This is a genomic window from Streptomyces sp. NPDC003035, assembly GCF_042888285.1.
Classification (GTDB): Bacteria; Actinomycetota; Actinomycetes; order Streptomycetales; family Streptomycetaceae; genus Streptomyces.
Genome location: NZ_JBIAPJ010000002.1, coordinates 346,897 through 372,222 on the forward strand (window position 1 = coordinate 346,897; position 25,326 = coordinate 372,222).

Annotated in this window: 21 protein-coding genes; 7 read left to right on the plus strand and 14 right to left on the minus strand. The window is 72.5% G+C overall.

What is annotated here, in order from left to right:
• Positions 1-160: 160 nt before the first annotated feature.
• Both ACFYV5_RS07785 and ACFYV5_RS07790 read right to left on the minus strand, forming a co-directional pair.
• The gene (locus ACFYV5_RS07785; protein ID WP_389165638.1) at positions 161-1,078 is read right to left on the minus strand and encodes a CopD family protein; all 918 of its coding nucleotides are present in this window, start codon (positions 1,076-1,078) and stop codon (positions 161-163) included.
• A gap of 120 nt (positions 1,079-1,198) precedes the next feature.
• Positions 1,199-1,414, minus strand: a complete 216-nt coding sequence (locus ACFYV5_RS07790; RefSeq protein WP_355107727.1) for an EF-hand domain-containing protein — start codon at positions 1,412-1,414, stop codon at positions 1,199-1,201.
• 125 nt (positions 1,415-1,539) lie between these two features.
• On the opposite strand from ACFYV5_RS07790, the gene ACFYV5_RS07795 reads away from it, so the two are divergent.
• Positions 1,540-2,178 carry a GNAT family N-acetyltransferase gene (locus ACFYV5_RS07795; protein ID WP_355107729.1) on the plus strand — a complete coding sequence of 213 codons (639 nt, stop codon included), beginning with the start codon at positions 1,540-1,542 and terminating at the stop codon, positions 2,176-2,178.
• Between the two features lie 3 nt (positions 2,179-2,181).
• On the opposite strand, the gene ACFYV5_RS07800 is transcribed toward ACFYV5_RS07795, so the two are convergent.
• From ACFYV5_RS07800 to ACFYV5_RS07825, 6 genes are all read right to left on the minus strand, one after another.
• Positions 2,182-3,369, minus strand: a complete 1,188-nt coding sequence (locus tag ACFYV5_RS07800; protein WP_355107731.1) for a YncE family protein — start codon at positions 3,367-3,369, stop codon at positions 2,182-2,184.
• A complete protein-coding gene (locus ACFYV5_RS07805; RefSeq protein ID WP_389165643.1) occupies positions 3,369-4,121 on the minus strand; it encodes a polysaccharide deacetylase family protein in 753 nt (250 codons plus the stop codon). Before ACFYV5_RS07805 ends, ACFYV5_RS07800 begins: the two co-directional genes overlap by 1 nt.
• 354 nt (positions 4,122-4,475) lie before the next feature.
• Positions 4,476-4,991 (minus strand): ATP-binding protein, encoded by a 516-nt coding sequence (locus ACFYV5_RS07810; RefSeq protein WP_389165645.1) that lies wholly within the window; start codon positions 4,989-4,991, stop codon positions 4,476-4,478.
• A gap of 89 nt (positions 4,992-5,080) precedes the next feature.
• On the minus strand, positions 5,081-5,848 hold the full coding sequence (locus ACFYV5_RS07815; RefSeq protein ID WP_355107737.1) for an enoyl-CoA hydratase-related protein: 768 nt from the start codon (positions 5,846-5,848) through the stop codon (positions 5,081-5,083).
• 76 nt (positions 5,849-5,924) lie between these two features.
• Positions 5,925-7,175, minus strand: coding sequence for an Ig-like domain-containing protein (locus tag ACFYV5_RS07820; protein WP_389165649.1), 1,251 nt, complete (start codon positions 7,173-7,175; stop codon positions 5,925-5,927).
• 186 nt (positions 7,176-7,361) lie between these two features.
• Positions 7,362-8,528, minus strand: coding sequence for an Ig-like domain-containing protein (locus ACFYV5_RS07825; protein WP_355108349.1), 1,167 nt, complete (start codon positions 8,526-8,528; stop codon positions 7,362-7,364).
• Positions 8,529-8,777: 249 nt separating this feature from the next.
• Here ACFYV5_RS07825 and glgX point away from each other — a divergent pair, with 249 nt between their 5' ends.
• Positions 8,778-10,994, plus strand: coding sequence for a glycogen debranching protein GlgX (gene glgX / locus ACFYV5_RS07830; protein ID WP_389165651.1), 2,217 nt, complete (start codon positions 8,778-8,780; stop codon positions 10,992-10,994).
• A gap of 6 nt (positions 10,995-11,000) precedes the next feature.
• Here the strand turns inward: glgX and ACFYV5_RS07835 are convergent, their stop codons facing one another.
• From ACFYV5_RS07835 to ACFYV5_RS07855, 5 genes are read right to left on the minus strand one after another with little or no spacing between them, the layout of a single operon-like run.
• Complete coding sequence (locus ACFYV5_RS07835) at positions 11,001-11,642, minus strand: response regulator transcription factor (protein WP_355107741.1); 642 nt, start codon at positions 11,640-11,642, stop codon at positions 11,001-11,003.
• Positions 11,635-13,083, minus strand: a complete 1,449-nt coding sequence (locus ACFYV5_RS07840) for a sensor histidine kinase (protein ID WP_389165654.1) — start codon at positions 13,081-13,083, stop codon at positions 11,635-11,637. Before ACFYV5_RS07840 ends, ACFYV5_RS07835 begins: the two co-directional genes overlap by 8 nt.
• 35 nt (positions 13,084-13,118) lie before the next feature.
• The gene (locus ACFYV5_RS07845) at positions 13,119-13,862 is read right to left on the minus strand and encodes an ABC transporter permease (protein ID WP_389165657.1); all 744 of its coding nucleotides are present in this window, start codon (positions 13,860-13,862) and stop codon (positions 13,119-13,121) included.
• On the minus strand, positions 13,859-14,764 hold the full coding sequence (locus tag ACFYV5_RS07850; RefSeq protein ID WP_389165661.1) for an ABC transporter ATP-binding protein: 906 nt from the start codon (positions 14,762-14,764) through the stop codon (positions 13,859-13,861). The genes ACFYV5_RS07845 and ACFYV5_RS07850 overlap by 4 nt, the downstream gene beginning before the upstream one ends.
• A 58-nt stretch (positions 14,765-14,822) precedes the next feature.
• Positions 14,823-15,728 carry a hypothetical protein gene (locus ACFYV5_RS07855; protein ID WP_355107749.1) on the minus strand — a complete coding sequence of 302 codons (906 nt, stop codon included), beginning with the start codon at positions 15,726-15,728 and terminating at the stop codon, positions 14,823-14,825.
• Positions 15,729-15,868: 140 nt separating this feature from the next.
• On the opposite strand from ACFYV5_RS07855, the gene ACFYV5_RS07860 reads away from it, so the two are divergent.
• Entirely contained in the window at positions 15,869-17,641 is a 1,773-nt protein-coding gene (locus ACFYV5_RS07860; RefSeq protein ID WP_389165665.1) for an ABC transporter ATP-binding protein, read from the plus strand.
• Complete coding sequence (locus ACFYV5_RS07865; protein WP_389165668.1) at positions 17,638-19,722, plus strand: ABC transporter ATP-binding protein; 2,085 nt, start codon at positions 17,638-17,640, stop codon at positions 19,720-19,722. Before ACFYV5_RS07860 ends, ACFYV5_RS07865 begins: the two co-directional genes overlap by 4 nt.
• Positions 19,723-19,784: 62 nt before the next feature.
• Here ACFYV5_RS07865 and ACFYV5_RS07870 read toward each other — a convergent pair whose 3' ends face one another.
• Positions 19,785-21,281 (minus strand): MFS transporter, encoded by a 1,497-nt coding sequence (locus ACFYV5_RS07870; protein WP_389165671.1) that lies wholly within the window; start codon positions 21,279-21,281, stop codon positions 19,785-19,787.
• A 124-nt stretch (positions 21,282-21,405) separates the two neighbouring features.
• Between ACFYV5_RS07870 and ACFYV5_RS07875 the strand changes: the two genes are divergently transcribed.
• From ACFYV5_RS07875 to ACFYV5_RS07885, 3 genes are all read left to right on the plus strand, one after another.
• On the plus strand, positions 21,406-22,305 hold the full coding sequence (locus ACFYV5_RS07875; protein ID WP_389165674.1) for a TetR/AcrR family transcriptional regulator C-terminal domain-containing protein: 900 nt from the start codon (positions 21,406-21,408) through the stop codon (positions 22,303-22,305).
• A gap of 182 nt (positions 22,306-22,487) precedes the next feature.
• Positions 22,488-24,527 carry a M4 family metallopeptidase gene (locus ACFYV5_RS07880; RefSeq protein ID WP_389165677.1) on the plus strand — a complete coding sequence of 680 codons (2,040 nt, stop codon included), beginning with the start codon at positions 22,488-22,490 and terminating at the stop codon, positions 24,525-24,527.
• 91 nt (positions 24,528-24,618) lie between these two features.
• On the plus strand, positions 24,619-25,272 hold the full coding sequence (locus ACFYV5_RS07885) for a response regulator transcription factor (protein ID WP_355107761.1): 654 nt from the start codon (positions 24,619-24,621) through the stop codon (positions 25,270-25,272).
• The last annotated feature ends 54 nt before the right edge of the window (positions 25,273-25,326 follow it).

Sequence of the window (25,326 nt, forward strand, 5' to 3'; positions counted from 1 at the left end):
GATCCTGTGCAATGGACCCAGCATCTGCAACCGCACGGCCGCGCACAGCAGGGGTGGACCGGTATCGGCACCGAGACATTTGACGTTCAGTACCGAACCACAAGACGCCACTGACACCGGGGGGTGGCCACCGGGCGACCACCGGGCGACGGCCGGTGGCTCAGCCGCGGCTCCACACGAGCCAGTGCGGGTCGGGCACCACCGTCAGCAGGGCCGAGATCACCACGATCACCGCGAGGACGCCCAGCTCGATCCGGGCGGGCGCCTGGGCGTCCGCGCCCCGCAGCATCCGGTGCCGGGCGGTCAGCGCGAGCAGGCTCGCCACGCCGACCAGGGCGAGCTTGGCCAGCAGGGCCCTGCCGTACGCCGTGCTGAGGACGGCCTCCAGGGGGAGGCGGCGCAGGGTGGAGCAGGTGCCCGTGACCACGAGCGCGGCGAAGATCCAGGCCGCCACGCGGGCGTAGCGGCCGAGGACGTCCCGGCCGCCCCCGCGCAGCCACATGGTCCGCAGGACGTACAGCAGGGCGCCGAACCAGAGGGATGCCGCCGTCAGGTGGACGACCGTGAGCGTGACGCCGACCGCCGGGCTGTACGTCTCCGGATGCGCGCGCAGCGCCTCGGCGCCGATCACCGCGGTGAGCGGAAGCAGCGCGAGGACGGGGCGGCGGGAGGCGGCGCACAGGGCCGCGAGGGCGAAGGCGTTGGCCGTCACGAGGAGCAGGCGGCCTTCCCGCATGGCGTACACGGTGGTGAGGCTCAGGCCGCTGACGGCGGCGAGGAGCAGGAGGAGCCCGGCCGAGGCGGCCGCGCCGAGCAGGGCGGCGGGCACGGACCAGCGGCGGGGCAGCGGGCCCGCGCGGGCCAGCCGGACGCCGGCGAGTTCGCCGAGGTGGACGGCGAGCGCGGCCAGGAAGAGGACCCGGAGGACGCTGGTGGTCCCGGCCGCGGGAATGGGGAGTTCGCCCGTGCCCGTCTGCGCCAGTCCGGCGCCGAGGAGGGCGAGAGCGAGGGCGCCGAGCGCGACGAGCGCGACCGCTGTCCGACGGATCGGGGTACCTGCGGGACCGGGAAGCGTCACCGGTCGATCGTCACCGAGGGCCGGACGGGCGGCAACTCACGTACGTACGCACGTGATGGGCCGTACGGGGTACGGCGCCGCCCGTCCTCACCCGGCGGGGTCAGGCCTGGTCAGGCTTGGTCAGGCCTTGTTGAGGCCGGCCCAGAACTCGTCCCAGGAGAGCTTGCCGTCGGCGTTGCCGTCGCGCGGGGCGATCAGGGCCTCCGCGACCGTCTCGGTGACGTGGAAGTCACCCAGCTGCGCCATGACGCTCTTGTACTCGGCGGCGGTGATGAACCCGTCCCCGTCCACGTCGTACCGATCGAATGCCTTGCGCGCCGACTCGATGTCCGCCACAGCTTCCGCCCCTTCTTGGTGCTTCGATGACGGGGGTCAGATTATCGGGCGGCCCGCCGGGCCGGGGCGCCGGGCCCGGGGGTCCCCCCCACGCCCGCAGGGCGTAGGGGGAGGATCATGGAGGCATGAGCGACGACGTGGCACGGATCCTGGCGGCGGCCGCGCGCGGGCAGTTCCCGCCGCCGGACGGCTCGACGACGGTGGTCCCGCAGCCCAGCCCCCGGGACGCCGGAGTCCTCGCCTTCACCGCGCACTCGGTCGTCTTCACCGACCAGGACCCGGAGTGGGTACGGGCGGAGCTGGCGGCGGTGTCGAGCGATCCGCTGGCCGCCTCCATGAACCCGGAGTTCCTCATCGCCCTCATGCGCCGCACGGGGCTGCGCATGAACACCGTCGATCTGCTGACGGTCGCCCCCGCCCTGCCCGGGGCCCCCGAGCTGCCGCTGCGGGAGATCGAGGACGCGGAGCACCCCCGGGTGGCGCGGGCGCTGACGTTCCGGGACGACGTACGGGTGTGGGCGGCCGACGGCGGTGTGCTGATCCTGGGCCGGGGCGTGGCGGGCCGCTGGGAGGCGGCGATCGAGGTCGACGAGGAGGTCAGGCACCGCGGGCTCGGCCGGGCGCTGGCCCTCGCCGCCCGGCATCTGACGCCGGACGGCGTGGTCTGGGCCCAGCAGTCCCCCGGCAACGCCCGCAGCGTCCGCACCTTCCAGGCGGCGGGCTACCGCCCGGTGGCCTCGGAGGCCCTGCTCATAGCCGGGTGACGATCACCTGAAGATGCCGGTGTGGCCCAGGGAGTAGCGGCCGGGCTGGGGGTAGACCGCCAGGCCGTGGGGGCCGCCGCCCACCGGGATGCGGGCGAGTTGTTTGCCGGTCGTCGTGTCGATCGCGTAGACCTCGGAGTCGTAGCGTCCCGAGAGCCACAGCACCTTGCCGTCGGCCGACACCCCGCCCATGTCCGGGGAGCCGCCGTCCGGGAGCCACCACTTCTTGGTCAGCTTGTTCTTGGCGAAGTCGAAGACCGAGATGGAGCCCTCGCCTCGGTTGGGCACGTACATCTCCTTGGAGTCGCGGGAGATGTAGAGGCCGTGGCAACCCTTGCCGGTCGGCATCAGCGTCGGGGTGGTGAACTTCTCGCCGTCCAGGACCCACATGCCGTGGGCCATCATGTCGGCGATGTAGAAGGTCTTGCCGTCCGGCGAGATCTTCACGTCCTGCGGCATCGCGCCCTCGAAGGGCAGCCTCTGCTGGCCGATGACCTCCATCTTCTCCGTGTCGACCTTGAGCAGTTCGCCGGAGAACTCGCAGGAGACGACGAAGTACCGGCCGTCGGCGGAGAAGTCCGCGTGGTTGACGCCGTAGCAGGAGACCGGGACGGTCTTCTTCCGCTCCATGGTGTGCGGGTCGCGGAAGACCAGCTCGCGGTCCAGGGAGGCCATGACGACGGCGTACTTGCCGTTGGGCGTGAAGTAGAGGTTGTACGGGTCGTGGACCTCGACGGGCTTGCCCGCGACCCCGGTGGCCGGGTCGATCGGAGTGAGCGTGTGGCCGCGGTTGTTGTTGACCCAGAGCGTCTTCATGTCCCACGACGGGACGACGTGCTGCGGCTGGATGCCGACCGGGATGGTCTCGATGACCTGGTACGTCGCCGGGTCGATGACGGAGACGGTGTTGGAGTTGGTGTTGGGCACGTAGACCCGGGAGGGGAAGTCCTTGACCACGGGTGACAGCTTGTTCGGCCGGTCGGCCGCGTAGACGTCCTTGGGGTCGAGGACCGGCGGCATGCCGGGCAGTCCGGGCGGCGGTGCGGCCTTCTTCGGTACGGCGGCGGGCGTGGCCTCCTTCTTGGCACCGGCGCGCGGCGAGGCCGTGTCGTCCGCGGTGCCGCACCCGGCGAGCGCGGCGAGCAGCGCGGCCGCGAGGAGGCTCTTCGTGCGCGTGGTGAGAGGCAGCATCAGGTCAGCAGCTCCGTGGTCGTCACCGCGCGCAGTCCGCGGCGGTCGAGGTCGGCGAGGAGGGGCGGCAGCGCGGCGAGGGTGTCCGCGTAGCCGAAGTGGAGGCTCACCACCGATCCGTTGCGGATCGGCCCGGTGACGTTGCGGACGACGGCCGCGGCGCCGGGTGAGGTGAAGTCGAGGGAGTCGACGTCGTACGAGAGGACGTGCGGGTAGCCGGCGCGGCGGGCGGCCCGCTGGACGGCCGGGGTCGCGTGCCGGGTCCTGGAGGGCCGGAACCAGCTGCCGATGGAGCCGGTGAGCCGGCGCAGCCGGGTGGCGCAGGCGCTGATCTCCGCGTACGCCCGCTCGTCGTCCATCGCGTTGATGTCGAGGTGGCGCTGGGTGTGGTTGCCCAGGTCGTGGCCGCCGTCGAGGATCCGGCGGGCGAGCTCGGGGTAGGCGTCGAGCCAGTCGCCGACGGCGAGGACGGTGACCCGGGCGCCGCCCTTCTCGGCCTCGGCGAGCACGGAGCGGGCGAGGGCGGGGTCGCCCTGGCCGTGGAAGGTGAGGGCGACCCGTGGGCGGCCGCGGGGCCCGCTCGCGATCTCGACGGGGTGGCCGGGGAAGCGGCGGGGGGCCGGGGCGGCGGGCGCGGCGGCCGGGCCGCGTGGTGCGGGGCGGCGCTCCGCACCACAGGCGGTGGTGAGGACGCCGGCGACGACGGCTGCCGCGCCCGTCCGCAGCGCGTCACGACGGTCGGTCAGGGTCACTCGACCATTTAAGGCAGGTGATGACCGAAAAATAGCGATTGGGCCAATCCAGGACGTTTGCGCGCCGGGAGGCAGTGTCCACGATACGGACCGAGCGAGGAAACAATCGGTGAACTCGATACCTATTCACCATTTGCAAGGCGAGTGCTTCAGATCACCAACGATTCACCGGGGATCGATCCCTATCTGCCCGCTTTTGTCCCAGTAGGGACTTTTGGCGGGATGGCCCCTTGTCTGCCATAGTCGGGGACACGACCCCCATTGACCCGGGCCAGGTCGTCCGAGCACCGTGGATACACCCCTCCATCCACGACGCTCCACCCACGAAAGCCCCCGCACGGGGGCTTTTGTGCGTCAGCGGTCCGAGACGCGCATCTCGAACCAGGTCGTCTTGCCGCGCGGCTGCAGGTCCACGCCCCAGCGGTCGGACAGCTTGTCGACGAGGAAGAGCCCGCGACCGCTGATGTCCAGCTCATGGACGGGCATCAGGCACGGCAGCCCGCGTGAGGGGTCCTTGACCTCGATCCGGATCCAGCCACGACGGCGCAGCATGCGCAGTCCGAAGACCCGGGCACCGGTGTGCCGTACGGCGTTGCCGACGAGTTCGGAGACGAGGAGGACGGCGTGCTCGGCGATCTGCGGGGACAGCGCCCACTGCCGCAGGACGACGGACTGGGTGAGTCGGCGGGCGACGGCGGCGGACTCGGGGCGGGAGGGCAGCCGGACATCCTCCTCGGCCGGGTTTCCGTACAACTCCAGAGCCTTGAGAGCCTGTTCGTCCTCGGCTGCCGGTACCCACCGTGCGGCGGTCGCACCGCCGTGCTGCCGCGGTTGTTCCACACCCTCCAGGCCCGCCATGCCCACCATCATGGCCGGACGGAACGGGCCGCGGGGCCGTTCCGGCGGAATCGGCCCCCCGGAATCGACAATTCCGGGGGATCCGTTCGGTGTATGTCAGGTCAGACGAACTTCGCCTTGCCCGGGCCCTCCTCGACGAAGCTGCGCATCCCGCGCTCGCGGTCCTCGGTCGCGAACAGGCCCGCGAACCAGGTCCGTTCGATCGCGAGACCGGTGTCGATGTCGGCCTCCAGGCCCTGGTCGACCGCCTCCTTGGCGGCGCGCAGCGCGAGGGCCGGGCCCTGGGCGAGCTTCGCCGCCCAGGCGTGCGCCTGCTCGTACACCTCGGCCGCCGGGACGACCCGGTCGACCAGACCGAGCGTCAGGGCCTCGTCGGCCTTGACCATGCGGCCGGTGAAGATGAGGTCCTTGGCCTTGGACGGGCCGACCAGCCGGGACAGCCGCTGGGTGCCGCCGGCTCCCGGGATCAGACCGAGCAGGATCTCGGGCTGGCCGAGCTTGGCGTTGTCGGCGGCGATCCGGTAGTCGGCGCACAGGGCCAGTTCGCAGCCGCCGCCCAGGGCGTAGCCGGTGATCGCGGCGACGACCGGCTTGGGGATGCGGGCGACCGCGGTGAAGGAGTCCTGGAGCGCGCGCGACCGCTTGACCATGGCCGCGTGGTCCATGACCTGCATCTCCTTGATGTCCGCGCCCGCCGCGAACACCTTCTCACCGCCGTACAGGATCACGGCCCGCACGTCGTCGCGGTCGGTCGCCTCCTGGGCCAGCTCGCGCAGCCGGTCCTGGGTGGCGATGTCGAGGGCGTTCATCGGGGGGCGGTCGAGACGGATGGTGCCGACGCCTTCGGCGACTTCGAGGTTCACAGTCATAGGGGCAGGTTAGTGGCCGTTAACGCAGAGAGACCCGGTGCCGTTGGTCACAGCACCGGGCCTCTTCACAGAGGGTCTACTTGATCCACTCCGACCAGTCCATGTTCCAGCCGTTGAGGCCGTTGTCCGGCTTGATCTGCTTGTCCTTGGAGTTCTTCACGATCACCACGTCGCCGATGAGCGAGCGGTCGTAGAACCAGGCGGCGGGGGTGGAGCTGTCACCCGCGCCGCGGGCGTCGCGCAGACCGACGCAGCCGTGGCTGACGTTGGCCGAGCCGAAGGTCCCGGGCGAGGCCCAGTAGTTGCCGTGGACGAAGGTGCCCGAGGTGGACAGACGCATCGCGTGCGGCACGTCCTTGATGTCGTACTCGCCGCCGAAGCCGACCGTGGCTCCGTTCATGCGGGTCACCTTGTACTTCTCGCTGATGACCATCTGACCGTTGTACGTGGTCGTGGACGGGGCCCCCGCGGTGATCGGGATCGTCTTGATGATCTTGCCGTCGCGCTCGACCTTCATCGTCTTGGCGCTCGCGTCGACCGTGGAGACCTGACGGCGGCCGATGGTGAAGGAGACCTTCTTCTTCTGCTTGCCGTAGACACCGGGCCGGCCCTCGACACCGTCGAGGTTGAGCTCGACGGTCACCTTGGTGCCAGCGGCCCAGTAGTTCTCCGGCCGGAAGTCGAGGCGGTCGTTGCCGAACCAGTGGCCCTCGATCCGCACGGCGGGCTCGGCGGTCACCTTGATGGCCTTCTCGACCGCCTCCGGGTTGGTGATGCCCCGGGTGAAGTTGATGGAGACCGGCATGCCGACGCCGACGGTCGAACCGTCCTCCGGCGTGTAGTGGCCGATGAAGGTGTTCTTCGGGACCAGGGTGGTGAAGGTGGTGTCCTTCGCCGACTCGCGGCCCTCGGCGTCCTTCGCGACGGCGTGGACCTTGTACTGCGTCCCCGCGGCCAGGTGCCCGACGGGCTGCCAGCTGGCTCCGTCCGCGGCGATCTTGCCCTCGACCTCGACGCCCTTGGAGTCGGCGACGGTGACCGTCGTCAGCTTCCCCTGCTCGGCCGTCACCTTCAGCGCGCCGCTGGTGGCGACCGATTCGGCGCCGTCCTTCGGGGCGATCGTGACGACCGCCTGCGACGCCGCGATCTCCTGCTTGCCCCCGCCGCTCTGGGCCGGGTCCTGCCCGCCCTTGCCACCGCCGGCCGGGTCACCGCCCCCACACGCCGTCAGCACCAGGAGCAACGCCCCCACAGCCAGGGCCTGCAGCCGCGCGCCCCCGCGCCGCCGTCCACGCCCCGCCCCGGCCGATATCGGCTGCCCGTTCACTATGCCCCACTCCCCTCGCACGGCCTGGTCTCGCCACGGCCCGCACCCCCGCACGCATCCTCCGCGCACACGGCGCTAGATAATCACACCGCAGGACACGAAAGTTCCACGCGAATGTCACCGTTCAGTCCCAGTTGATCCAGGAACCGTGCACGTGACGCGGGTCGACGAGGGGACGACGGGGGCTCACCGCAGGGCGGAACCTGCCTTCCACTGGTTCCAGTCCATGTTCCAGCCTCCGAGCCCGTTGTCGGGAGCGACCTTTCGGTCACGGGAGTTGACCACTTCCACCACGTCGCCGATGAGCGTCCGGTCGAAGAACCAGCCCGCCGGGGAGTCCGGGCTGCCGCCCTTCTCGTCCCGCAGGCCGACGCAGCCGTGGCTGACGTTGGCCGAGCCGAAGGTGGAGGCCGCGGCCCAGTAGTTGCCGTGCAGGAAGGTGCCCGAGTCGGTCAGCCGCATCGCGTGCGGCACGTCCTTGATGTCGTACTCGCCGCCGAAACCGACGGTCCGGCCGTCCATCCGTGTCACGTCGTACAGCTCCGTGACCACCATCTTCCCGTTGTACGTGGTCGTCTTCGGCGCCCCGGCCGTGATGGGCAGGGTCGCGAGCACCTCGCCGTCCCTGCGTACCTCCATGGTGTGCGCCGCCGCGTCCACCACGGAGACCTGGGAGCGCCCCACGGTGAAGCCGACCGTCTTGCGCTGGATGCCGTACACGCCCGGCGCTCCCTCGACATCGCGCAGCGCCAGCTCGACGGTCACCTTGGTGCCGGGCCGCCAGTACTCCGCGGGACGGAAGTCGAGACGCTCCCTGCCGAACCAGTGGCCGACGACCTCGACCGGGGGCTCCGAGGTGATCCTGATGGCCCGTTCGACGGCCTCGCGGTTCTCGATGGCACGGTTGAAGCCGAAGGACACGATCATGCCGGTGCCGACCGTGGAACGGTTCTCCGGCTTGAAGTAGCCGATGAAACGGCGCTCGGGCACGACCGTCGTGAAGGTGGTGTGCCGGGCGGAGCGCCGGCCGTGCCCGTCGAGCGCGACGGCGTCCACGCTGTACTTCGCGGCCAGCGCCAGCCGTGCGTCCGCGGCAGGCCGCCAGCGCAGCCCGTCCTCGCTGATCGCGCCGGGGACCGCCGTCCGCTGGGCGTCCTCGACCTGGACGACGGTGACCCGTTCGAGGCGCCCGCTGTCCACCCGTACCTCGATCGGCCCCTCGGCGGGCACGGCTCGGCTGCCGTCCTCCGGGCTGATCCGGATGACGTCGCCGGGCGCCCGCGCCTTGCCGGGCAGCGAGATGTCGATCCCCCCGCCGCCCCCGCCGCCGGTGCAGCCGGCCAGGCCCGCCATCAGTGCCGCCACCGCGAGGGCGTACCCCGCCCGCTTCCATACAAGTGTCACGCTCAGCCCAACGACAGGCCCCCTCCAGGGGAAACGTGCGTGCGGGTCACGTTGGGAGGACGGCCGTCGGGGGCAGAACAGGTGGGAGGACCACGTGCGGGAAGCCGCGGCCGGGACGCCGGGGCGCTCCGCGCCATGGGGCCACCTCCCCTGCCGGAGGCTGGGGAGAGGGCCCGACGAGCCGCAGGAGGCCGACAGGTGTCGAGCGCAGCCGAGCAGGAGGCGGTACCGGACGGAGTGGGGCTCCCCCCTGCCCCGGAGCGGTTCCGGCCCGTGGTGTGGCCGGGTGCGCCCACACCCCTGGGCGCACGGTGCCGGGTGGGGCCCGTCGGGGTGACCGGCACCAACTTCGCCCTGTGGGCGGGCGGGGCGGAGGCCGTCGAGCTGTGCCTCTTCGACGCCGACGGGGCGGAGAGGCGACTGCCGCTGACCGAGCTCACCCACGAGATCTGGCACGGCTTCGTGCCGGGCGTGGAGGCGGGGCAGCGGTACGGGTACCGGGTGCACGGCCGCTGGGACCCGTGGACGGGCGCCCGCTGGAATCCGGCCAAGCTGCTCCTGGATCCGTACGCGCGGGCCGTCGACGGCGACTTCACGCTGCCGCCCGAGGTGTACGGGCACGTGCGGGACTGGCCGCAGCAGCATGTGGCCGACACGGTGCGGGACGACCGGGACTCGGCGCCGTTCGTGCCGAAGGGGGTCGTCGTCCATGACGACGACGACTGGTCCGACGACCGCAGGCCGAAGACGCCGTGGCCGGACTCGGTCATCTACGAACTGCACGTGAAGGGCTTCACCCAGCTCCACCCGGGCATCCCCGAGAAGCTGCGGGGCACCTACGCCGGGCTCGCGCACCCCGCGGCGATCGACCATCTCGTACGGCTCGGGGTGACGGCGGTGGAGCTGCTGCCGGTGCACCAGTTCGCGCACGAGGACCATCTGCTGCGGCGGGACCTGCGCAACTACTGGGGTTACAACTCCATCGGCTACTTCGCCCCGCACGCGGCCTACTCCTCCTCCGGGACCACCGGGCAGCAGGTCGGCGAGTTCAAACGGATGGTGCGGGCGCTGCACGCCGCCGGGATCGAGGTCATCCTCGACGTGGTCTACAACCACACGGCCGAGGCGGGCGAGCTGGGCCCCACGCTCTCCCTGAAGGGAATCGACAACCGGGGCTACTACCGGCTGCAGTCCGACGCCCGCCGGTACGCCGACTACACGGGCTGCGGCAACACCCTGCACGTGGTCCAGCCGCAGGTGCTGCGGCTGATCACGGACTCGCTGCGGTACTGGGTGACGGAGATGGGCGTCGACGGCTTCCGCTTCGACCTCGCGGCGGCGCTGGCCCGGTCCTTCCACGACGTCGACATGCTCTCGCCCTTTCTGGCCGTCATCGCCCAGGACCCGGTGCTGCGCCGGGTCAAGCTGATCGCCGAGCCGTGGGACGTCGGCAACGGCGGCTACCAGGTCGGCGCCTTCCCGCCACTGTGGACGGAGTGGAACGACCGCTACCGCGACGCGGTACGGGACTTCTGGCGCGGCGCGCTGCCCGACGTACGCGACCTCGGCTACCGCCTCTCGGGCTCCAGCGACCTGTACGCGTGGGGCGGGCGGCGGCCGTACGCCTCGGTCAACTTCATCACCGCGCACGACGGCTTCACGCTCCGCGACCTGGTCACGTACGAGCGCAAGCACAACGAGGCGAACGGGGAGGGCAACCGGGACGGGACGCACGACAACCGCGCCTGGAACTGCGGGGCGGAGGGCGAGACCGACGACCCGGAGATCGGAGCGCTGCGCCTGCGCCAGCTGCGGAACCTGCTGACGACGCTGCTGCTGTCGACCGGGGTGCCGATGCTCGTCGCGGGCGACGAGATGGGCCGCACCCAGGGCGGCAACAACAACGCCTACTGCCAGGACAACGAGACGAGCTGGCTGGACTGGTCGCTGCCCGAGGACCCGGGGCGGCGCGAGCTGCTCGCCCTGACGCGCCGGCTGCTCGCGCTGCGCCACGCCCACCCGGTGCTGCGCCGCCGCGCGTTCTTCTCCGGCCGCCCGCAGGCCGCGGACGGGCTGCGCGACCTCGCCTGGTTCTCGGCGGACGGCACGGAGATGACCGAGCGGGACTGGTACGCGCCCGCGGCCACGCTCGGCCTCTACCTCTCGGGCCGCGACATCCCGGGCCGCGACGCCCGGGGTGTCCAGGTCACCGACGACAGCTTCCTGGCGATCCTGCACGCGGACCACCGGCCGGTCGCCTACCGGCTGCCGGGCCCGCCCTGGGCGGAGTCGTACGAACTGGTCCTGGACACCGCCCTGGAGAACCAGTCCGACGCCCCGGGGACGGTGCACCGGGGCGGGGAGACGGTGACGGTGGGGGCGCGGTCGGTGCTGTTGCTGCGGGTCGGGGGGTGACGAGGGTCAGGTACGGCCCAGGATGCCCCGGTCGTACGCCACCGCGACCGCGGCCGCCCGGTCCTTGGCGCCCAGCTTGCCGTAGATGTGCGTCAGATGGGTCTTCACGGTCGCCTCGCTGATGAAGAGCTCGGCGGCGATGGCGCGGTTGGAGGTGCCCTTGGCGACGAGTGCGAGGACGTCGCGTTCGCGGGCGGAGAGGCTCTGGTCCGTGGGTGCGGCGGGGGCGCGGACGCGGGAGACGAGCCGGGAGGCGACGGCCGGGGACAGCACCGTGCGGCCCTCGGCGGCGGCCCGGACCGCGGCGAACAGCTCGTCGCGGGGCGCGTCCTTGAGGAGGTAGCCGGTGGCGCCCGCCTCGATCGCCTGGAGCGTGTCGGTGTCGGTGTCGTAGGTGGTGAGGACGAGGACCCGGGAGCGGGCGCCGCGCCGGGTCAGTTCGGCGATGGCGTCGACGCCGTTGCCGCCGGGCATCCGCAGGTCCATGAGGACGACGTCCGGGTCGAGGCGCAGGGCGAGTTCGACGGCCTCGACGCCGCCGGACGCCTCGCCGAGGACGTCGAAGCCGGGGTCGACGGCGAACATGCCGCGCAGGCCGTCCCGTACGACGGGATGGTCGTCGACGATCAGGAGGGAGATCTCAGTCATCGTGCACCAACGGTACGCGGGCGGAGATCGCCGTGCCCTCGCCGGGCGCCGTCTCCAGGGTGACGCAGCCGGCGAGGCGTTCGGCCCGGGCGCGCATGCCGGCGAGGCCGAAGCCGCCGCCGGACCGGGCCGGGACGGCCGCCGGGTCGAAGCCGCGCCCGTCGTCCCGTACGTCGAGGGTGATCTCGTCGCCCATGTACGAGAGGGTGACGCCGGCCCGGGAGGCCCCGGAGTGGCGCTCGGCGTTGGCGAGCGCCTCCTGCGCGATCCGCAGCAGGGTGGCGGCGACCTCGTCGTGGAGGGGTTCCTCGGTGCCGGTGACGGTGAACCGGGCGGTGACGCCGGTGCGTTCGGACCAGTCGGCGACGGTCTTCTTCAGCGCCTCGGGCAGGGTGGCGTGCTCCAGGGCGACCGGGCCGAGGTTCTGTACGGACCGGCGGGCCTCGCCGAGGCTGTGGCGGGCGAGGTCGGCCGCGCGCTGGAGGTGTACGCGGGCGCGGGCGGGGTCGGGGGTGGCGGTGACGACCTGGAGCTGGGCGATGATGCCGGTCAGCCCCTGCGCGAGGGTGTCGTGGATCTCGGCGGCGAGCCGGCGCCGCTCGTCGGCGACCCCCGCCTCGCGGGCCTGGAGCAGGAGTTGGGCCTGCAGGGTGGCGTTCTCGGCGAGGGCCTGTTCCAGGCGGGCGTTGGTACGGGCGAGTTCGGTGATCGTGGCGACGCGCTCGGCGGCCTTCTCGGCCTCCTTCGTACCGAGGTGGGAGAAGACGACGGCGAGACAGGCGTTGAGCGCGAACAGGCCGCCGAAGGCCACCCAGTTGACGAGGGAGGCGGGCGGCAGGCCCCCGGACTGGGAGCCGGCCATGGTGACGGCGGTCACGAGGAGACCGACGCGGGCGAGGCGGCGGGGCAGGAGGTGTTCGGCGTCGAAGTAGCCGATGCAGGCGTAGATGGCGAAGAAGGGGTTGAGCCAGGCGAGCGCGAACGCAAGCGCGGTCCGGAGGCAGAAGTACGCGACGGAGGCGCGGCCGGGGGCGGGGGCGGGGGCGCCCGTCCCGGCAGCGGGACCGGTGCCGGGCCGTCCAGGGCCGGAGGCGCCGGGGGCAAGCGGATCGGCGGGGGCGGGGGCGGGAGTGTCCGCCGCCGTCCCGGCGGCGGTGCCGGAACCGGTCCCGGCACCGGCGGTACCGGAACCGGCCGCGCGAGGCGTGCTCCTGCCGAGCGCGGTACCGGGCTCGGCTGCGGCGCGCGTGCGGCGCTGGTGGGTGCCCCAGCCGAGTTCCAGCGCCAGGGCCGTCAGGACGAGGGCGGCGCCCGCCACCAGCTCCGTACCGTCCATGATCAGGTCCGCCGCCGCCGCGCCGATCGCCGTGGCGATGCCCAGCAGGGCGTACGGCCCCCAGCGGAAGAACTGCTGCCAGCGTTCCTCGACCGTCGTCGCCATCCCCGCGCGCCCCCCTCCCTCACTCCCTCACTCGCTCACTCCCAGCGGAACCAGCGGGCCGCCGTCGCGGTCAGGACGACCGTCCACAGAACCATCACCCCGAGCGCGGTCCACTCGGGCCGGCCGCCGGCCATCGCCGTGTCGAGGGCCTGGGAGGCCGCGCCGTACGGCGTGAGCTGGACGATGCGCTGGAGCGTATCGGGCATGGCCTGGACCGGGACCCAGACTCCGGCCGTGAACATCGTCGGGAAGAAGACGACGGACCCGATCGCGGTGGCGATCTTCTGCGTACGGGAGACGGCGCAGACGGCTGCGCCGAGGGCGAGTCCGCAGGTGACGGCGAGGAGCAGCGCGAGGGCGTAGCCGGCGAGGTGCTGCGGCAGCCGGACGCCGAACGCCAGCCGGCCGACCGCGATGACGAGGACCGAGGAGACGAGGGCCGCGGCCGCGTGCAGGGCGATCTGGGCGCCGAGGAGGGAGGACGGTCGGACGGGAGTGGTGGAGAGCCGGCGCAGGATGCCGCGTTCGCGGTAGCCGGCGAGGACGGGTGGCATGGCCTGGAGCCCGGACATGATGAGGGCGAAGAGGACGGCGACGGGGACGTAGAGGTCGATGACGCGGCGGCCTCCGAGGTCCTCGGACACCTCGCGGAAGGACGGGATCAGGCCGAGGATCACCAGGAGGACGGTCGGCGAGACCATCATCCAGAACAGGGAGCCCGGTTCGCGGGTGAAGAGACGGGCCTCGGTCCTCAGGACCATGGTGGTGGCGGTGCTCATCGGTGGTCGGCTCCCGTCAGGTCGAGGAAGGCGTCGTCGAGGGTGGCGTCGGTGACCCGCAGCTGGCGGGCGGTGACGCCCCGGCGGGCGAGGAGGGCGACGAAGGCGTCGACGGTCGCGTCCGTCCCCTCGACGACGGTCCGCCCGTCCTTGGTGTCCACCCCGGCCACCTGCGGCAGGGCGCGCAGCTCGGCCGGGTCCAGCGGGGTGTCGGCCGCGAAGGAGATGACCTTGGAGGCGGTCGCGCGGCCGATCAGCCCGTCGGGGGTGTCGAGCGCGACGATGCGGCCCTTGTCGATGACGGCGATCCGGTCGCAGAGGTGCTGGGCCTCCGCCATGAAGTGGGTGACGAGCAGGACGGTCACGCCGGCCGCCCGGACGTCCTCGACGAGGGACCAGGTGTCGCGCCGGGCGCGCGGGTCGAGTCCGGTGGTGAGCTCGTCGAGGACGACGGCGCGTGGGTCGCCGACGAGGGCGAGCGCGATGAACAGCCGCTGCTTCTGTCCGCCGGACAGCTTCCCGAACCGGGTCTTCAGCTGCCCTTCGAGACCCAGCCGTTCGGCGAGCCCGCGCCAGTCGGCGGGCCGCTCGTAGAAGGAGGCGTACAGCTCGAGGGCTTCCTGGACGGTGAGTTTGGGCTGGAGCTCCGACTCCTGGAGCTGTACGCCGAGGACCCGGGTGACGTCGGCGTGCCGGGCGACGGGGTCGAGCCCGCCGACCCGTACGGTCCCGGCGTCGGGCGCCCGCAGTCCCTCGACGCACTCGACGGTCGTGGTCTTCCCGGCCCCGTTGGGGCCGAGGATCCCGAAGATCTCTCCTTCGGCGACCTCGAAGGAGACGTCGTCGACGACCACCTTGTCGCCGTAGGCCTTGCGCAGGCCGTGAACTTCGAACATGGACATGCCTCAAGACTGGCCGCGGGGCCCGTCCCGGACATCGGCCATCGCGCTCGAAGCCGTATCAGCCGATCGGTTGATGGGCGGTACGACCCGAGGTCGGTCCCGCAGTCGGTCCCGCGGCCGGTCCCGACGCCTGCCACTCGGCTTCGAGCCGGGCCAGCACCCGCTCCCGCGCGAGGCGCCTGGCCTGCGCGAAGCGCAGCTCGACGAGGGCCATCGGCAGCATCCACAGCCAGCCCCAGAGGCTGATGTCCACGACACGGGTCGCGCTGAGCAGGTAGTTGGTGGCGTTGGCCAGCAGGAACGAGACGGACCAGACCGCGGCCCGGTGGCGGGCCAGGAACCGTACGGGCGTGTTCCACGGACCGGACAGGGTGTCGAGCGTCGCGGCGAGGACGGCGGCGCGCCGGTCCTCGGGCACGGCCGCCACGTACGCCGCCACAGCCGCGCGGGCGTCCCGCTCACCGCCGCGCCGCAGCACGTGCGCGAGATCGGTGCTCTGTTCCTCGGCGACCCGGCTGGTCACGCCGGCCCGGGCGACCTGGAAGCGGATGTCCTCCCAGTACCCCCGGTCGTGCCACCGGTGGGCGGACTCGACCCGCTGGGCCTCGGCGGACTCGGGGGCCAGCGCCTTGATCCTGGCGGTCAGGGCGACGGCGCGCGCGGCCCGGCCGGGGTACTCGAACCCGTCGGCGCGCAGGCAGAGTTCCGTGTACCCCGCGAGCAGCCCGAGGTGGTCGGGGTCGAGTCTCAGCCCGGCGCGGTACGCCTCCTCCGCGCGGTCGTCGTGGTCGTCCTCGTCCTCGGCGGCGTGTCCGACGGCGAGCCAGCAGTACAGATCGGCCGTCGGGCCGAGCGCGTCGAGGCCCTCCTGGGCCGCGCGCCGGACGGCGGCCTTCCCGCCCGCGAGGAAGAGCTGCTCGCAGCGCTCGAAGTGCCGCGCGGCCTCGGCCTCGGTCGTCGTCATCCGGTTCCCACCCCTGTGTCCGTTCCCCCTCCGTCCGGGGTCGGGAAAGTCTGTGGCCTGCGGGTTTTGCCGTCAAGGGGCCTCCGTGGGGAGGAAAACCGGATGAGGGATGTCAGGGGCGAACCGTAGGCTCGCTCGTGATGCCCGGAAAAGATGCAGTCACCAAGAAGTCGGCCGTACGGACCCTGCTGCGCCTGTGGCCCTATGTACGGCCGGTGCAGGGGCGGTTGGTCACGGCGGCCCTCGTCGCGATCGTCGCCTCGTGCCTGTCGCTCGTCATTCCGCTCGTCCTGAAGTGGATGGTGGACGGGCCCGTCGCCGCCGGCGATCCGGGCGGGGTGTGGCTGGGTGCGCTGTACCTGCTGCTGCTCGGGATCACGGAGGCGGTGCTCTTCGGGTTCCGGCGGTGGCTGGTCGCCCGGCCGCTGGCCGGGGTCGAGGCGGGCATGCGGGCCGACCTGTACCGGCGGTTGCAGCGACTGCCGATCGCCTTCCACGACCGGTGGGCCTCGGGCCAGCTGCTGTCGCGCGGCACGACCGATCTGATGCTGCTGCGGATGTTCCTCGCCTTCCCGCTCACCTTCCTGCTGGTCAACGGGGTGACGATCCTGGCCGGTTACGTCCTGCTCCTGGCCCAGGACTGGACGCTCGGCCTGGTGCTGCTCACGCCGGTCGTGCCGCTGGTGATCCTCTGCTCGCTGTTCGAGACGAAGTACGCCGTCGTCGCCCGCCGCTCCCAGGACCAGGTCGGCGATCTGACCACCGTGGTGGAGGAGAGCGTCCTCGGCATCCGGATCGTCAAGGGCTTCGGCCGGCACCGCAGCCAGGCGCTCGCCTTTCGGGAACTGGCCGAGCGGTTGCGGGGCACCGAGCTGGTCAAGGCCCGGCTGCTCGCCGGGATCTGGGCGCTGATCACCGTCATTCCCGAGCTGGCGATCGGCGCGGCGCTCGTGCTCGGCACGGTCCAGGTCGCCGACGGCGACCTGTCGGCGGGCACGCTGGTCGCCTTCCTGTCGACGGCGCTCGCGCTGCGCTGGCCGGTGGAGTCGATCGGCTTCCTGCTCGCGATGAGCCAGGAAGCGGCGACCGCGACCGAGCGGTACTTCGAGGTGATGGACGAGGAGGAGGAGACGCCGGGCCCGTCCTCGGACGGACCGGGGTCGCGGGACGGGGTGCGGTTCGAGAACGTCTCGTTCCGCTACCCGGACGCGGCGGCCGACGCGCCGCCCGTGCTCGACGGCGTCGACCTGCACATCCGGCCCGGCGAGACGCTCGCCCTGGTCGGTGGGACCGGCTCCGGCAAGACGACGCTGACCGCGCTCGTGCCACGGCTGCACGAGGCGACCGGCGGGCGCATCCTGCTCGACGGCGAGGACATCACGCGCATGGAGCGCGAGCGGCTGCGTGAGCTGGTGTCGGTGGCCTTCGAGGAGCCGACGCTCTTCTCGGCGAGCGTCGGCGAGAACGTCCTCATGGGCGCGGCGTCCGGGGCCGGGGAGCCCGAGCTGCGCCGCGCGCTGGGCGTGGCCCAGGCGGACGGCTTCGTCGCGGCGCTCCCCGAGGGCGCGGCCACGCAGGTCGGCGAGCAGGGGCTGAGCCTCTCGGGCGGCCAGCGCCAGCGCCTCGCGCTGGCGCGCGCGGTGGTGGGCCGTCCGCGCTTCCTGGTCCTCGACGACCCGCTGTCGGCGCTGGACGTGCACACCGAGGCGCTGGTGGAGGCGGCCCTGCGGGAGGTCCTGCGCGACACGACCGCCCTGGTGGTGGCCCACCGCCCGTCGACGGTCCTGCTCGCGGACCGGGTCGCGCTCCTGTCGGAGGGCCGGATCGCGGCGGTGGGCACGCATCACGAACTGCTCCGGAGCAACGCCGAGTACGCCTGGCTGATGTCGGGCGAGGGGACTGAGACACGATGACGGATCCGACGACGGCCACACCGAGGACGGACGCGGGCGCGGGCGCGGCGGGGACGAACCGGGAAGCGGGCAAGGCGGGCGCGGGTGCCGGCACCCCGCCCGCCGCGGCCCGCGCGGGTTCGGGTGGCAGCGCCGCCGGGGCGGGGACCGGCCCGCGCGACGGTGGAGCCGTCCGCCCTGGGCCGGAGGTGGTTGCCGCAGCCGCCAGTTCCCGTTCCCCCGGCACCGACGGGGAACGCGGCCCGGGCACCGACGGGGAACGCGCCCCGGGGTTGCGAGCCGGAGGCGGGGACCCCTTCGATCGGGACGATCTGCCAACCGCCGACGGCGCCACCGGGGCCCTGTTGCGGTCGCTGCTCGCCGCGCACCGGGGGCGCGTGGTCGTCGCCGCGTTCGTGTTGTTGCTCCAGCAGGCCGCCGTGCAGGCCGGTCCGCTGCTCGTCGCGTACGCCATCGACCGCGGCGTGCCGGCCTTCCGCGGCGGGGACCACGGACCCGTCGTGGCCGTCGCCCTCGGGTACCTCCTGTGCGCCGCGGTCGCCGGGCTCCTCCAGTACGCCTTCGTCCGCGGCGCCGCCCGCGTCAACCAGGACGTGCTGCTCGATCTGCGCGGGCGGATCTTCCGCCACGCCCAGGCGCTCAGCGTGGACTTCCACGAGCGGTACACCTCCGGCCGGCTCATCTCCCGCTCCACCACGGACGTGGAGTCCCTGCGGGAGCTGCTCTCCGAGGGGCTCCAGGAGCTGATCGGTGTCGTCCTCGCGTTCGTCTACATCTCGGCGATGCTGCTCTGGCTGGACCTGGGCATCGGCGCGGTCGCCGTCGCCTCCTTCGTACCGCTGTATCTGCTCGTACGGATCTACCAGCGGCGCGCGGCCGTCGTCTTCGCCGAGCGGTCCACCGCCATCGCGGGCGTGATCGTGAAGTTCGCGGAGACGATGAACGGGATCCGGCCGGTGCGGGCGTTCCGCAGGGAGCGCGCCAACGACGCCGAGTTCGGCGCGCTCAACCGCCGGCACGAGCGCAGCAACGGCGACGCGCTCCTGGAGATGGCGCGCTATGTCCTCGGTTCGCGTCTCGTGGCGAACACGGCGGTGGCCGGTATGTGTCTGTGGGGCGCGTACCGGGTGGCCGACGGGACGCTGGCGCTCGGTGTGCTCGCGGCGGCGGTGCTGTACATGCGGCGGCTGTACGACCCGATCGACCGGCTCGGCATGTTCCTCAACTCGTACCAGTCCGCCGCCGCGTCGCTCGCCAAGATCGCGGGCCTGCTCGCCCAGGAGCCGGGGGTCCTGGAGACCGCCGCGCCCAAGGAGCTCCCGGCGCGGCGGGACGGGCACCCGGGCCGGGAGGTCGTCTTCGAGGGCGTGCGGTTCGCGTACCGGACCGGCGGCGAGGTGCTGCCCCGCTTCGACCTGACGATCCCGGCGGGGCAGACGGTCGCGGTGGTCGGGTCGACGGGCGCCGGCAAGTCGACGCTCGCCAAGCTTCTGGCGCGGTTCTACGACCCGACCGAGGGGCGGGTGCTCCTCGACGGGGTCGACGTGCGCGACCTGTCGACGCCCGAACTGCGGCGCGGGGTGGTGATGGTGACCCAGGAGGCGTTCCTGTTCTCCGGGACGGTCGCCGAGAACATCGCGATCGGGCGGCCGGACGCCACCCGCGAGGAGATCGAGCACGCGGCGAAGGCGATCGGCGCGCACGACTTCATCGCGGGGCTGCCGGACGGCTACGACACGGACGTACGGAAGCGGGGCGGGCGGATCTCGGCGGGCCAGCGGCAGTTGGTGGCGTTCGCCCGCGCGCTCCTCGCGGACCCGGCGGTCCTGATCCTGGACGAGGCGACGAGTTCGCTGGACGTACCGGGGGAACGGGCGGTGCAGCGGGCGATGGACACGGTGCTCGCGGGGCGGACCGCGGTGGTGATCGCCCACCGCCTGTCGACGGTGGAGATCGCGGACCGGGTCCTGGTGATGGAGCACGGCCGGATCGTGGAGGACGGGCTGCCCGCGGAACTCGTGGGCGGGAAGGGCCGCTTCGCGACCCTCCACCGCGCGTGGCGGGACAGCCTGGTGGGGTGAGGGCCGGGCGGCACCGAACCGCCGCAGCGGCCCCCTGGGTCACCGGGCGTCCGCGGGGGACGCTAACGGTCGGCGCCCGCAGCCGGCTTGCCCCCTCGCAGCAGCGTCGCCGACAGCGCCGCCGCCAGGAGCATCACCACCGCCGCTCCTCCCGCAGCCCCGTTCAGGGCGTCCGTGAAGGCGCCGCGGGCCGCGTCCAGGACGGGGCCCGGCGAGGCGAGCGCGCCGCCGAGGGTCTCCCGGGCCGCCGCCGGGGCCGTGGCGGGCATCGCGGCGGTGTAGACGGCGGCTCCGATCGAGCCGAGGACCGCCATGCCGAGCGCGCCGCCGAGCTCCGTACCCGATTCGAGGACGGCCGCCGCGGCGCCCGCCCGCTCGGGCGGGGCCGCGCCGAGGGCGCTCTCGTTGGCGAGGGTCATGGCGGAGACGAGGCCGGAGGCGTAGACGGTGGCTCCGGCGAGGACGGCCCAGAGCGGGGTGTCGCCGTCGATGAGGGTCAGCGACGTGAAGCCGGCCGCGGAGAGCAGGAATCCACCGGTCATCACGGCGGCCCGGTCGACCCGCTTGGCGAGCGCGGCGGCGGTGGGCGCGGCGATCACGACGCCCAGCGACGGCGCCAGGCTCCACAGCGCCGCCTCCAGTGGGCTCTGGCCGAGGACGGACTGGAGGTACTGGGTGAGGAAGACGGCGAAGCCGACGGTGGCGACCATGGCGAGCAGGTTCACCAGCACGGACCCTCCGTACGCCCGCTCGCGCAGCAGCCCGAGGTCCACCATCGGGTGCGCGAGCCGGGACTGACGGCGCAGGAACAGCAGGGCGATCAGCAGACCCGTCGTGACCGCGAGCGCCGGCAGCGGCCGCCAGCCGCCCTCGGCGAGTTCCTTGACGCCGTGGATCAGCGGCAGCAGCGCGGCGAGGGAGAGCAGGGCGCCGGCCCAGTCGAACCGGCCCGGGGCGGCCGTCCCTTTCGACTCCGGCAGGAGCGGCGGCCCGAGGATCAGGAGCAGGACCATCGCGGGCAGGTTGATGAGGAACACCGAGCCCCACCAGAAGTGTTCGACGAGCGCGCCGCTGACGACCGGGCCGAGGGAGATCCCGCTCGCCATCACGGTCGTCCACAGGGTGACCGCCGTGGCCCGCTGGGCCGCGTCGCGGAAGAGGGTGCGGATCAGGGCGAGCGTGGACGGCATCAGGCAGGCTCCGCCGACCCCGAGCAGCGCGCGTGCGGCGATCAGCGCACCCGGGCTGTCGGCGTAGGCGGCGGCGACCGAGGCGAGTCCGAAGAGCGCCGCGCCGCCGAGGAGCAGCTTGCGGCGGCCGACGCGGTCGCCGAGCGCGCCCATGGTGATGAGGAGTCCGGCGAGGACGAAGCCGTACATGTCGAGGATCCACAGCTGCGCGGTGGCTCCGGGACGCAGGTCGGCGCTGATGGAGGGGATGGCGAAGTAGAGGACGGAGACGTCCATGGAGACGAGGAGCAGCGGCAGCATCAGCACGCCGAGCGCGGTCCATTCGCGGCGGCCGGCGCGCAGGGTTCCCGGTGGTGTCGTGAGTGTCATGCGGGGAGGGAAGCAGCCGTCGGCGTACGGTGCCACCGCCGCCCTAGTACACCCTCACCGCACCCTCGAACGACCAGGTCGGAAGCGCGTACGGAGTGTCAGGCGCACTAGTACACTGCCCGCCGTGACGACCCCGCCGCCCTACCTCGTCATCGCCGCCGAGATCCGTCGCCGGATCCGGGCCGGGGAGCTCTCGCCCGGTGACCGCGTCCCCTCGACCCGGGCCATCACCCGCGAGTGGGGAGTGGCCATGGCGACGGCCACCAAGGCCCTGTCAGCGCTGCGCCAGGAGGGTCTGGTCAGGGCCGAGCCGGGGGTCGGGACGGTGGTGGCCCGACCGGCCTCCGCCCCGGGCGCGGGGACCCTGAACCGTGAGCGGATCGTCCGTGCCGCGCTCGAACTCGCCGACGCCGAGGGGCTTTCGGCGCTGTCCATGCGCCGGATCGCGACCCAGCTGGGCACGTCCACCATGGCGCTGTACCGGCATGTGCCGGGCAAGGGCGAGCTGGTGCGGCTGATGACGGACGCGGTCTGCGGCGAGGTGCCGTTGGGTCCGGTGCCGGCCGACTGGCGTACGGGGATGGAGCACGCGGCCCGCTGGTTGCGCGCGGTCTACGCGCGGCACCGCTGGATGGCGCAGGCGATGGCCTCGTTCACGCGGCCGGTCGCCTCGCCGAACGCGATGGCGTACACGGAGTGGGTGCTCGGGGCGCTGCGCGGCACGCGTCTGACGCCCTTCGAGAAGATCCACACGCATCTGGTGCTCTTCGCCTATGTCCAAGGGGTGGCCATGGCCGACGCGTTGGAGGAGCAGGCGCGGCAGGACTCGGGGATCTCGGACGGCGAGTGGATGGAGCGGAACGAGCCGTACTACGACGCGATCTCGGGTGGGGGCGCGTACCCGCTGCTCAGCGGTCTGAGCGAGGACGAGGATTTTGAACTCGACCTGGAGACGCTCTTCGAGTTCGGGCTCCGGAGAACGCTGGACGGCATCGCGGTCATGATCGACGAAACGTCCGGTTAACGAACACGGCCTTTCGGGCACCGGACGATTTCCGGCCAACTTCTTGACGCGCTCCTGACAGGGGCTGGTCGCGGCTGCCACTCTCTCCCCGACTCGTATGAGAGTTCGTGCTCCACAGCTCTGTTTGCTCCGCCCGGAGGGCCCACCCAGCCTCCGGTACCCCCCTCGCAAAAGGAGTCTGCGTGAGATCCACGCCCAGCCGTCGCGCCACCGCGACCGGCGCTCTGATCGCTGCCGCCGCCATGCTCGCGGTCGGTGTCCAGTCCGGAGCCGCGACCGCCGCGGACGACTCTCGGAACGCCGCGCCCGCGGCCCAGGCCGCGGGCAAGGTCAACCCGGGCAAGCTGCCGGCCGACCTCTCCCCCGCCCAGCGCACCGCGCTGATACGCGCGGCCGACGCCGACAAGGCGGCGACCGCCAAGTCGCTCGGCCTCGGCGCCCAGGAGAAGCTCGTCGTCCGCGACGTCGTCCAGGACCGCGACGGCACGACCCACACGCGCTACGAGCGCACCTTCGCCGGACTCCCCGTCCTGGGCGGCGACCTGATCGTCGCCGAGACCAAGGCCGGAAAGACCGAGGGGGTCACCAAGGCGTCCCGTGCGGAGCTGAAGCACATCGACATGACCGCCGACGTCGCTCCGGCCGCCGCCGAGAAGCAGGCGCTGGCCGAGGCGAAGGCGGAGGGCGCGGACAAGGCCGCCACCGAGCACGCCCCGCGTAAGGTCGTCTGGATGGCGCAGGGTTCGCCCGTCCTCGCGTACGAGACCGTCGTCGGCGGCCTCCAGCACGACGGCACCCCCAACGAGCTGCACGTCGTCACCGACGCGAAGACCGGCGAGAAGCTGTACGAGTGGCAGGCCGTCGAGACCGGCACCGGCAACACGCAGTACGCCGGCCAGGTCACCCTCGGCACCAGCGGCACCGGTCCGTACACGCTGACCGACGCCGCCCGCGGCAACCACAAGACGTACAACCTCAACCGCGGTACGTCGGGCACCGGAACGCTCTTCTCCGGCTCCGACGACGTCTGGGGCGACGGCACCCCGCAGAACCTGGAGACCGCGGGCGCCGACGCGCACTACGGCGCCGCGCTCACCTGGGACTACTACAAGAACGTGCACGGGCGGAACGGCATCCGCGGTGACGGTGTCGCGCCGTACTCCCGGGTCCACTACGGCAACGCGTACGTCAACGCCTTCTGGCAGGACTCCTGCTTCTGCATGACGTACGGCGACGGCGCGAACAACGCCAAGCCGCTGACGTCCATCGACGTGGCCGCGCACGAGATGACGCACGGCCTCACCTCCAACACCGCCCGCCTGGTGTACAGCGGCGAGTCCGGCGGCCTGAACGAGGCGACCTCCGACATCTTCGCGGCGGCCGTCGAGTTCCACGCCAACAACGCCTCCGACCCGGGCGACTACCTGGTCGGCGAGAAGATCGACATCCGCGGCAACGGCACCCCGCTGCGCTACATGGACAAGCCGAGCAAGGACGGCTCGTCCAAGGACGCCTGGTACTCGGGCATCGGCTCGATCGACGTCCACTACTCCTCGGGCCCGGCGAACCACTGGTACTACCTGCTCTCCGAGGGCAGCGGCGCCAAGACGATCAACGGCGTCAGCTACGACTCGCCGACCTCCGACGGCCTGCCCGTCACCGGTATCGGCCGGGACAAGGCCTCGCTGATCTGGTTCAAGGCGCTCACCACCAAGTTCAGCTCGAACACCAACTACGCCGGTGCCCGTACGGGTACGGTCGCGGTGGCCACCGAGCTGTACGGCGCCGGCAGCGCCGAGGTGAAGGCCGTCGAGCACGCCTGGGCCGGCGTCAACGTGGGTGCCCGTCCCGGTGGCGGCGACCCCGGCACCGGCAAGGTCTTCGAGAACACCGCCGACGTGTCGATCCCGGACAACGGCGCCGCGGTGACCTCCACGGTCAACGTCACCGGTGTCACCGGCAACGCGCCCTCCACCCTCAAGGTGGACGTGAACATCGTCCACACCTGGCGCGGTGACCTGGTCGTCGACCTGGTCGCCCCGGACGGCTCGGTCTACAACCTGAAGCCGTTCTCGTCCTCCGACTCGGCGGACAACGTCGTGGCCACCTACACGGTCAACGCGTCCAGCGAGGTCGCCAACGGCGCGTGGAAGCTGCGGGTCCAGGACAGGGCCGCGCAGGACACCGGCTACATCAACAGCTTCAAGCTGACGTTCCCGTAACCGCAGGCCCGTGACCACGGGGTGGTAGCACCGGCCGCCCGGAGGGGTTCTCCCCTCCGGGCGGCCGCGCGTTGTGCATAGGGTTGCCCGCATGATCAGGGTGCTGCTCGCGGACGACGAGACGATGATCCGGGCCGGGGTGAAGGCGATCCTCGCCGCCGACCCGGGGATCGAGGTGGTCGCGGAGGCGGCCGACGGCCGCGAGGCCGTCGAACTCGCCCGCCGCCACCTGCCCGACGTGGTCCTCCTCGACATCCGGATGCCGCGGCTCGACGGCCTCGGCGCGGCGGAGGAACTGCGCCGCGCGGTGCCGGACGCGGCGGTCGTGATGCTGACGACCTTCTCCGAGGACGAGTACATCGCCCAGGCCCTCGGCTCGGGCGCGGCCGGCTTCCTGCTGAAGTCCGGCGACCCGCGGGAACTGCTCGCGGGGGTACGGGCCGTGGCCGCCGGCGCCGCGTTCCTCTCCCCCGAGGTCACCCGCCGGGTCATCGCCCACCTGCCGACCGGCCGGCTCTCCCGCGCGGGGGAGGCGCGCGAGCGCCTGGAGCCGCTGACCGCACGGGAACGGGAGGTCGTGTCCCTGGTCGGCGCCGGCCTGTCGAACGGCGAGATCGCGACCCGGCTGTACGTCGTGGAGGGCACGGTCAAGGCCCACGTGAGCGCGGTCCTCGCCCGCCTCGGCCTGAAGAACCGGGTACAGCTCGCGATCCTGGCGTACGAGGCGGGTCTGGTGGCGGACTGACAGGGCCTGACTTTCGTCGGGGGCGCCCCGCGGCGGTCCTCCGGCAAGCTGGGG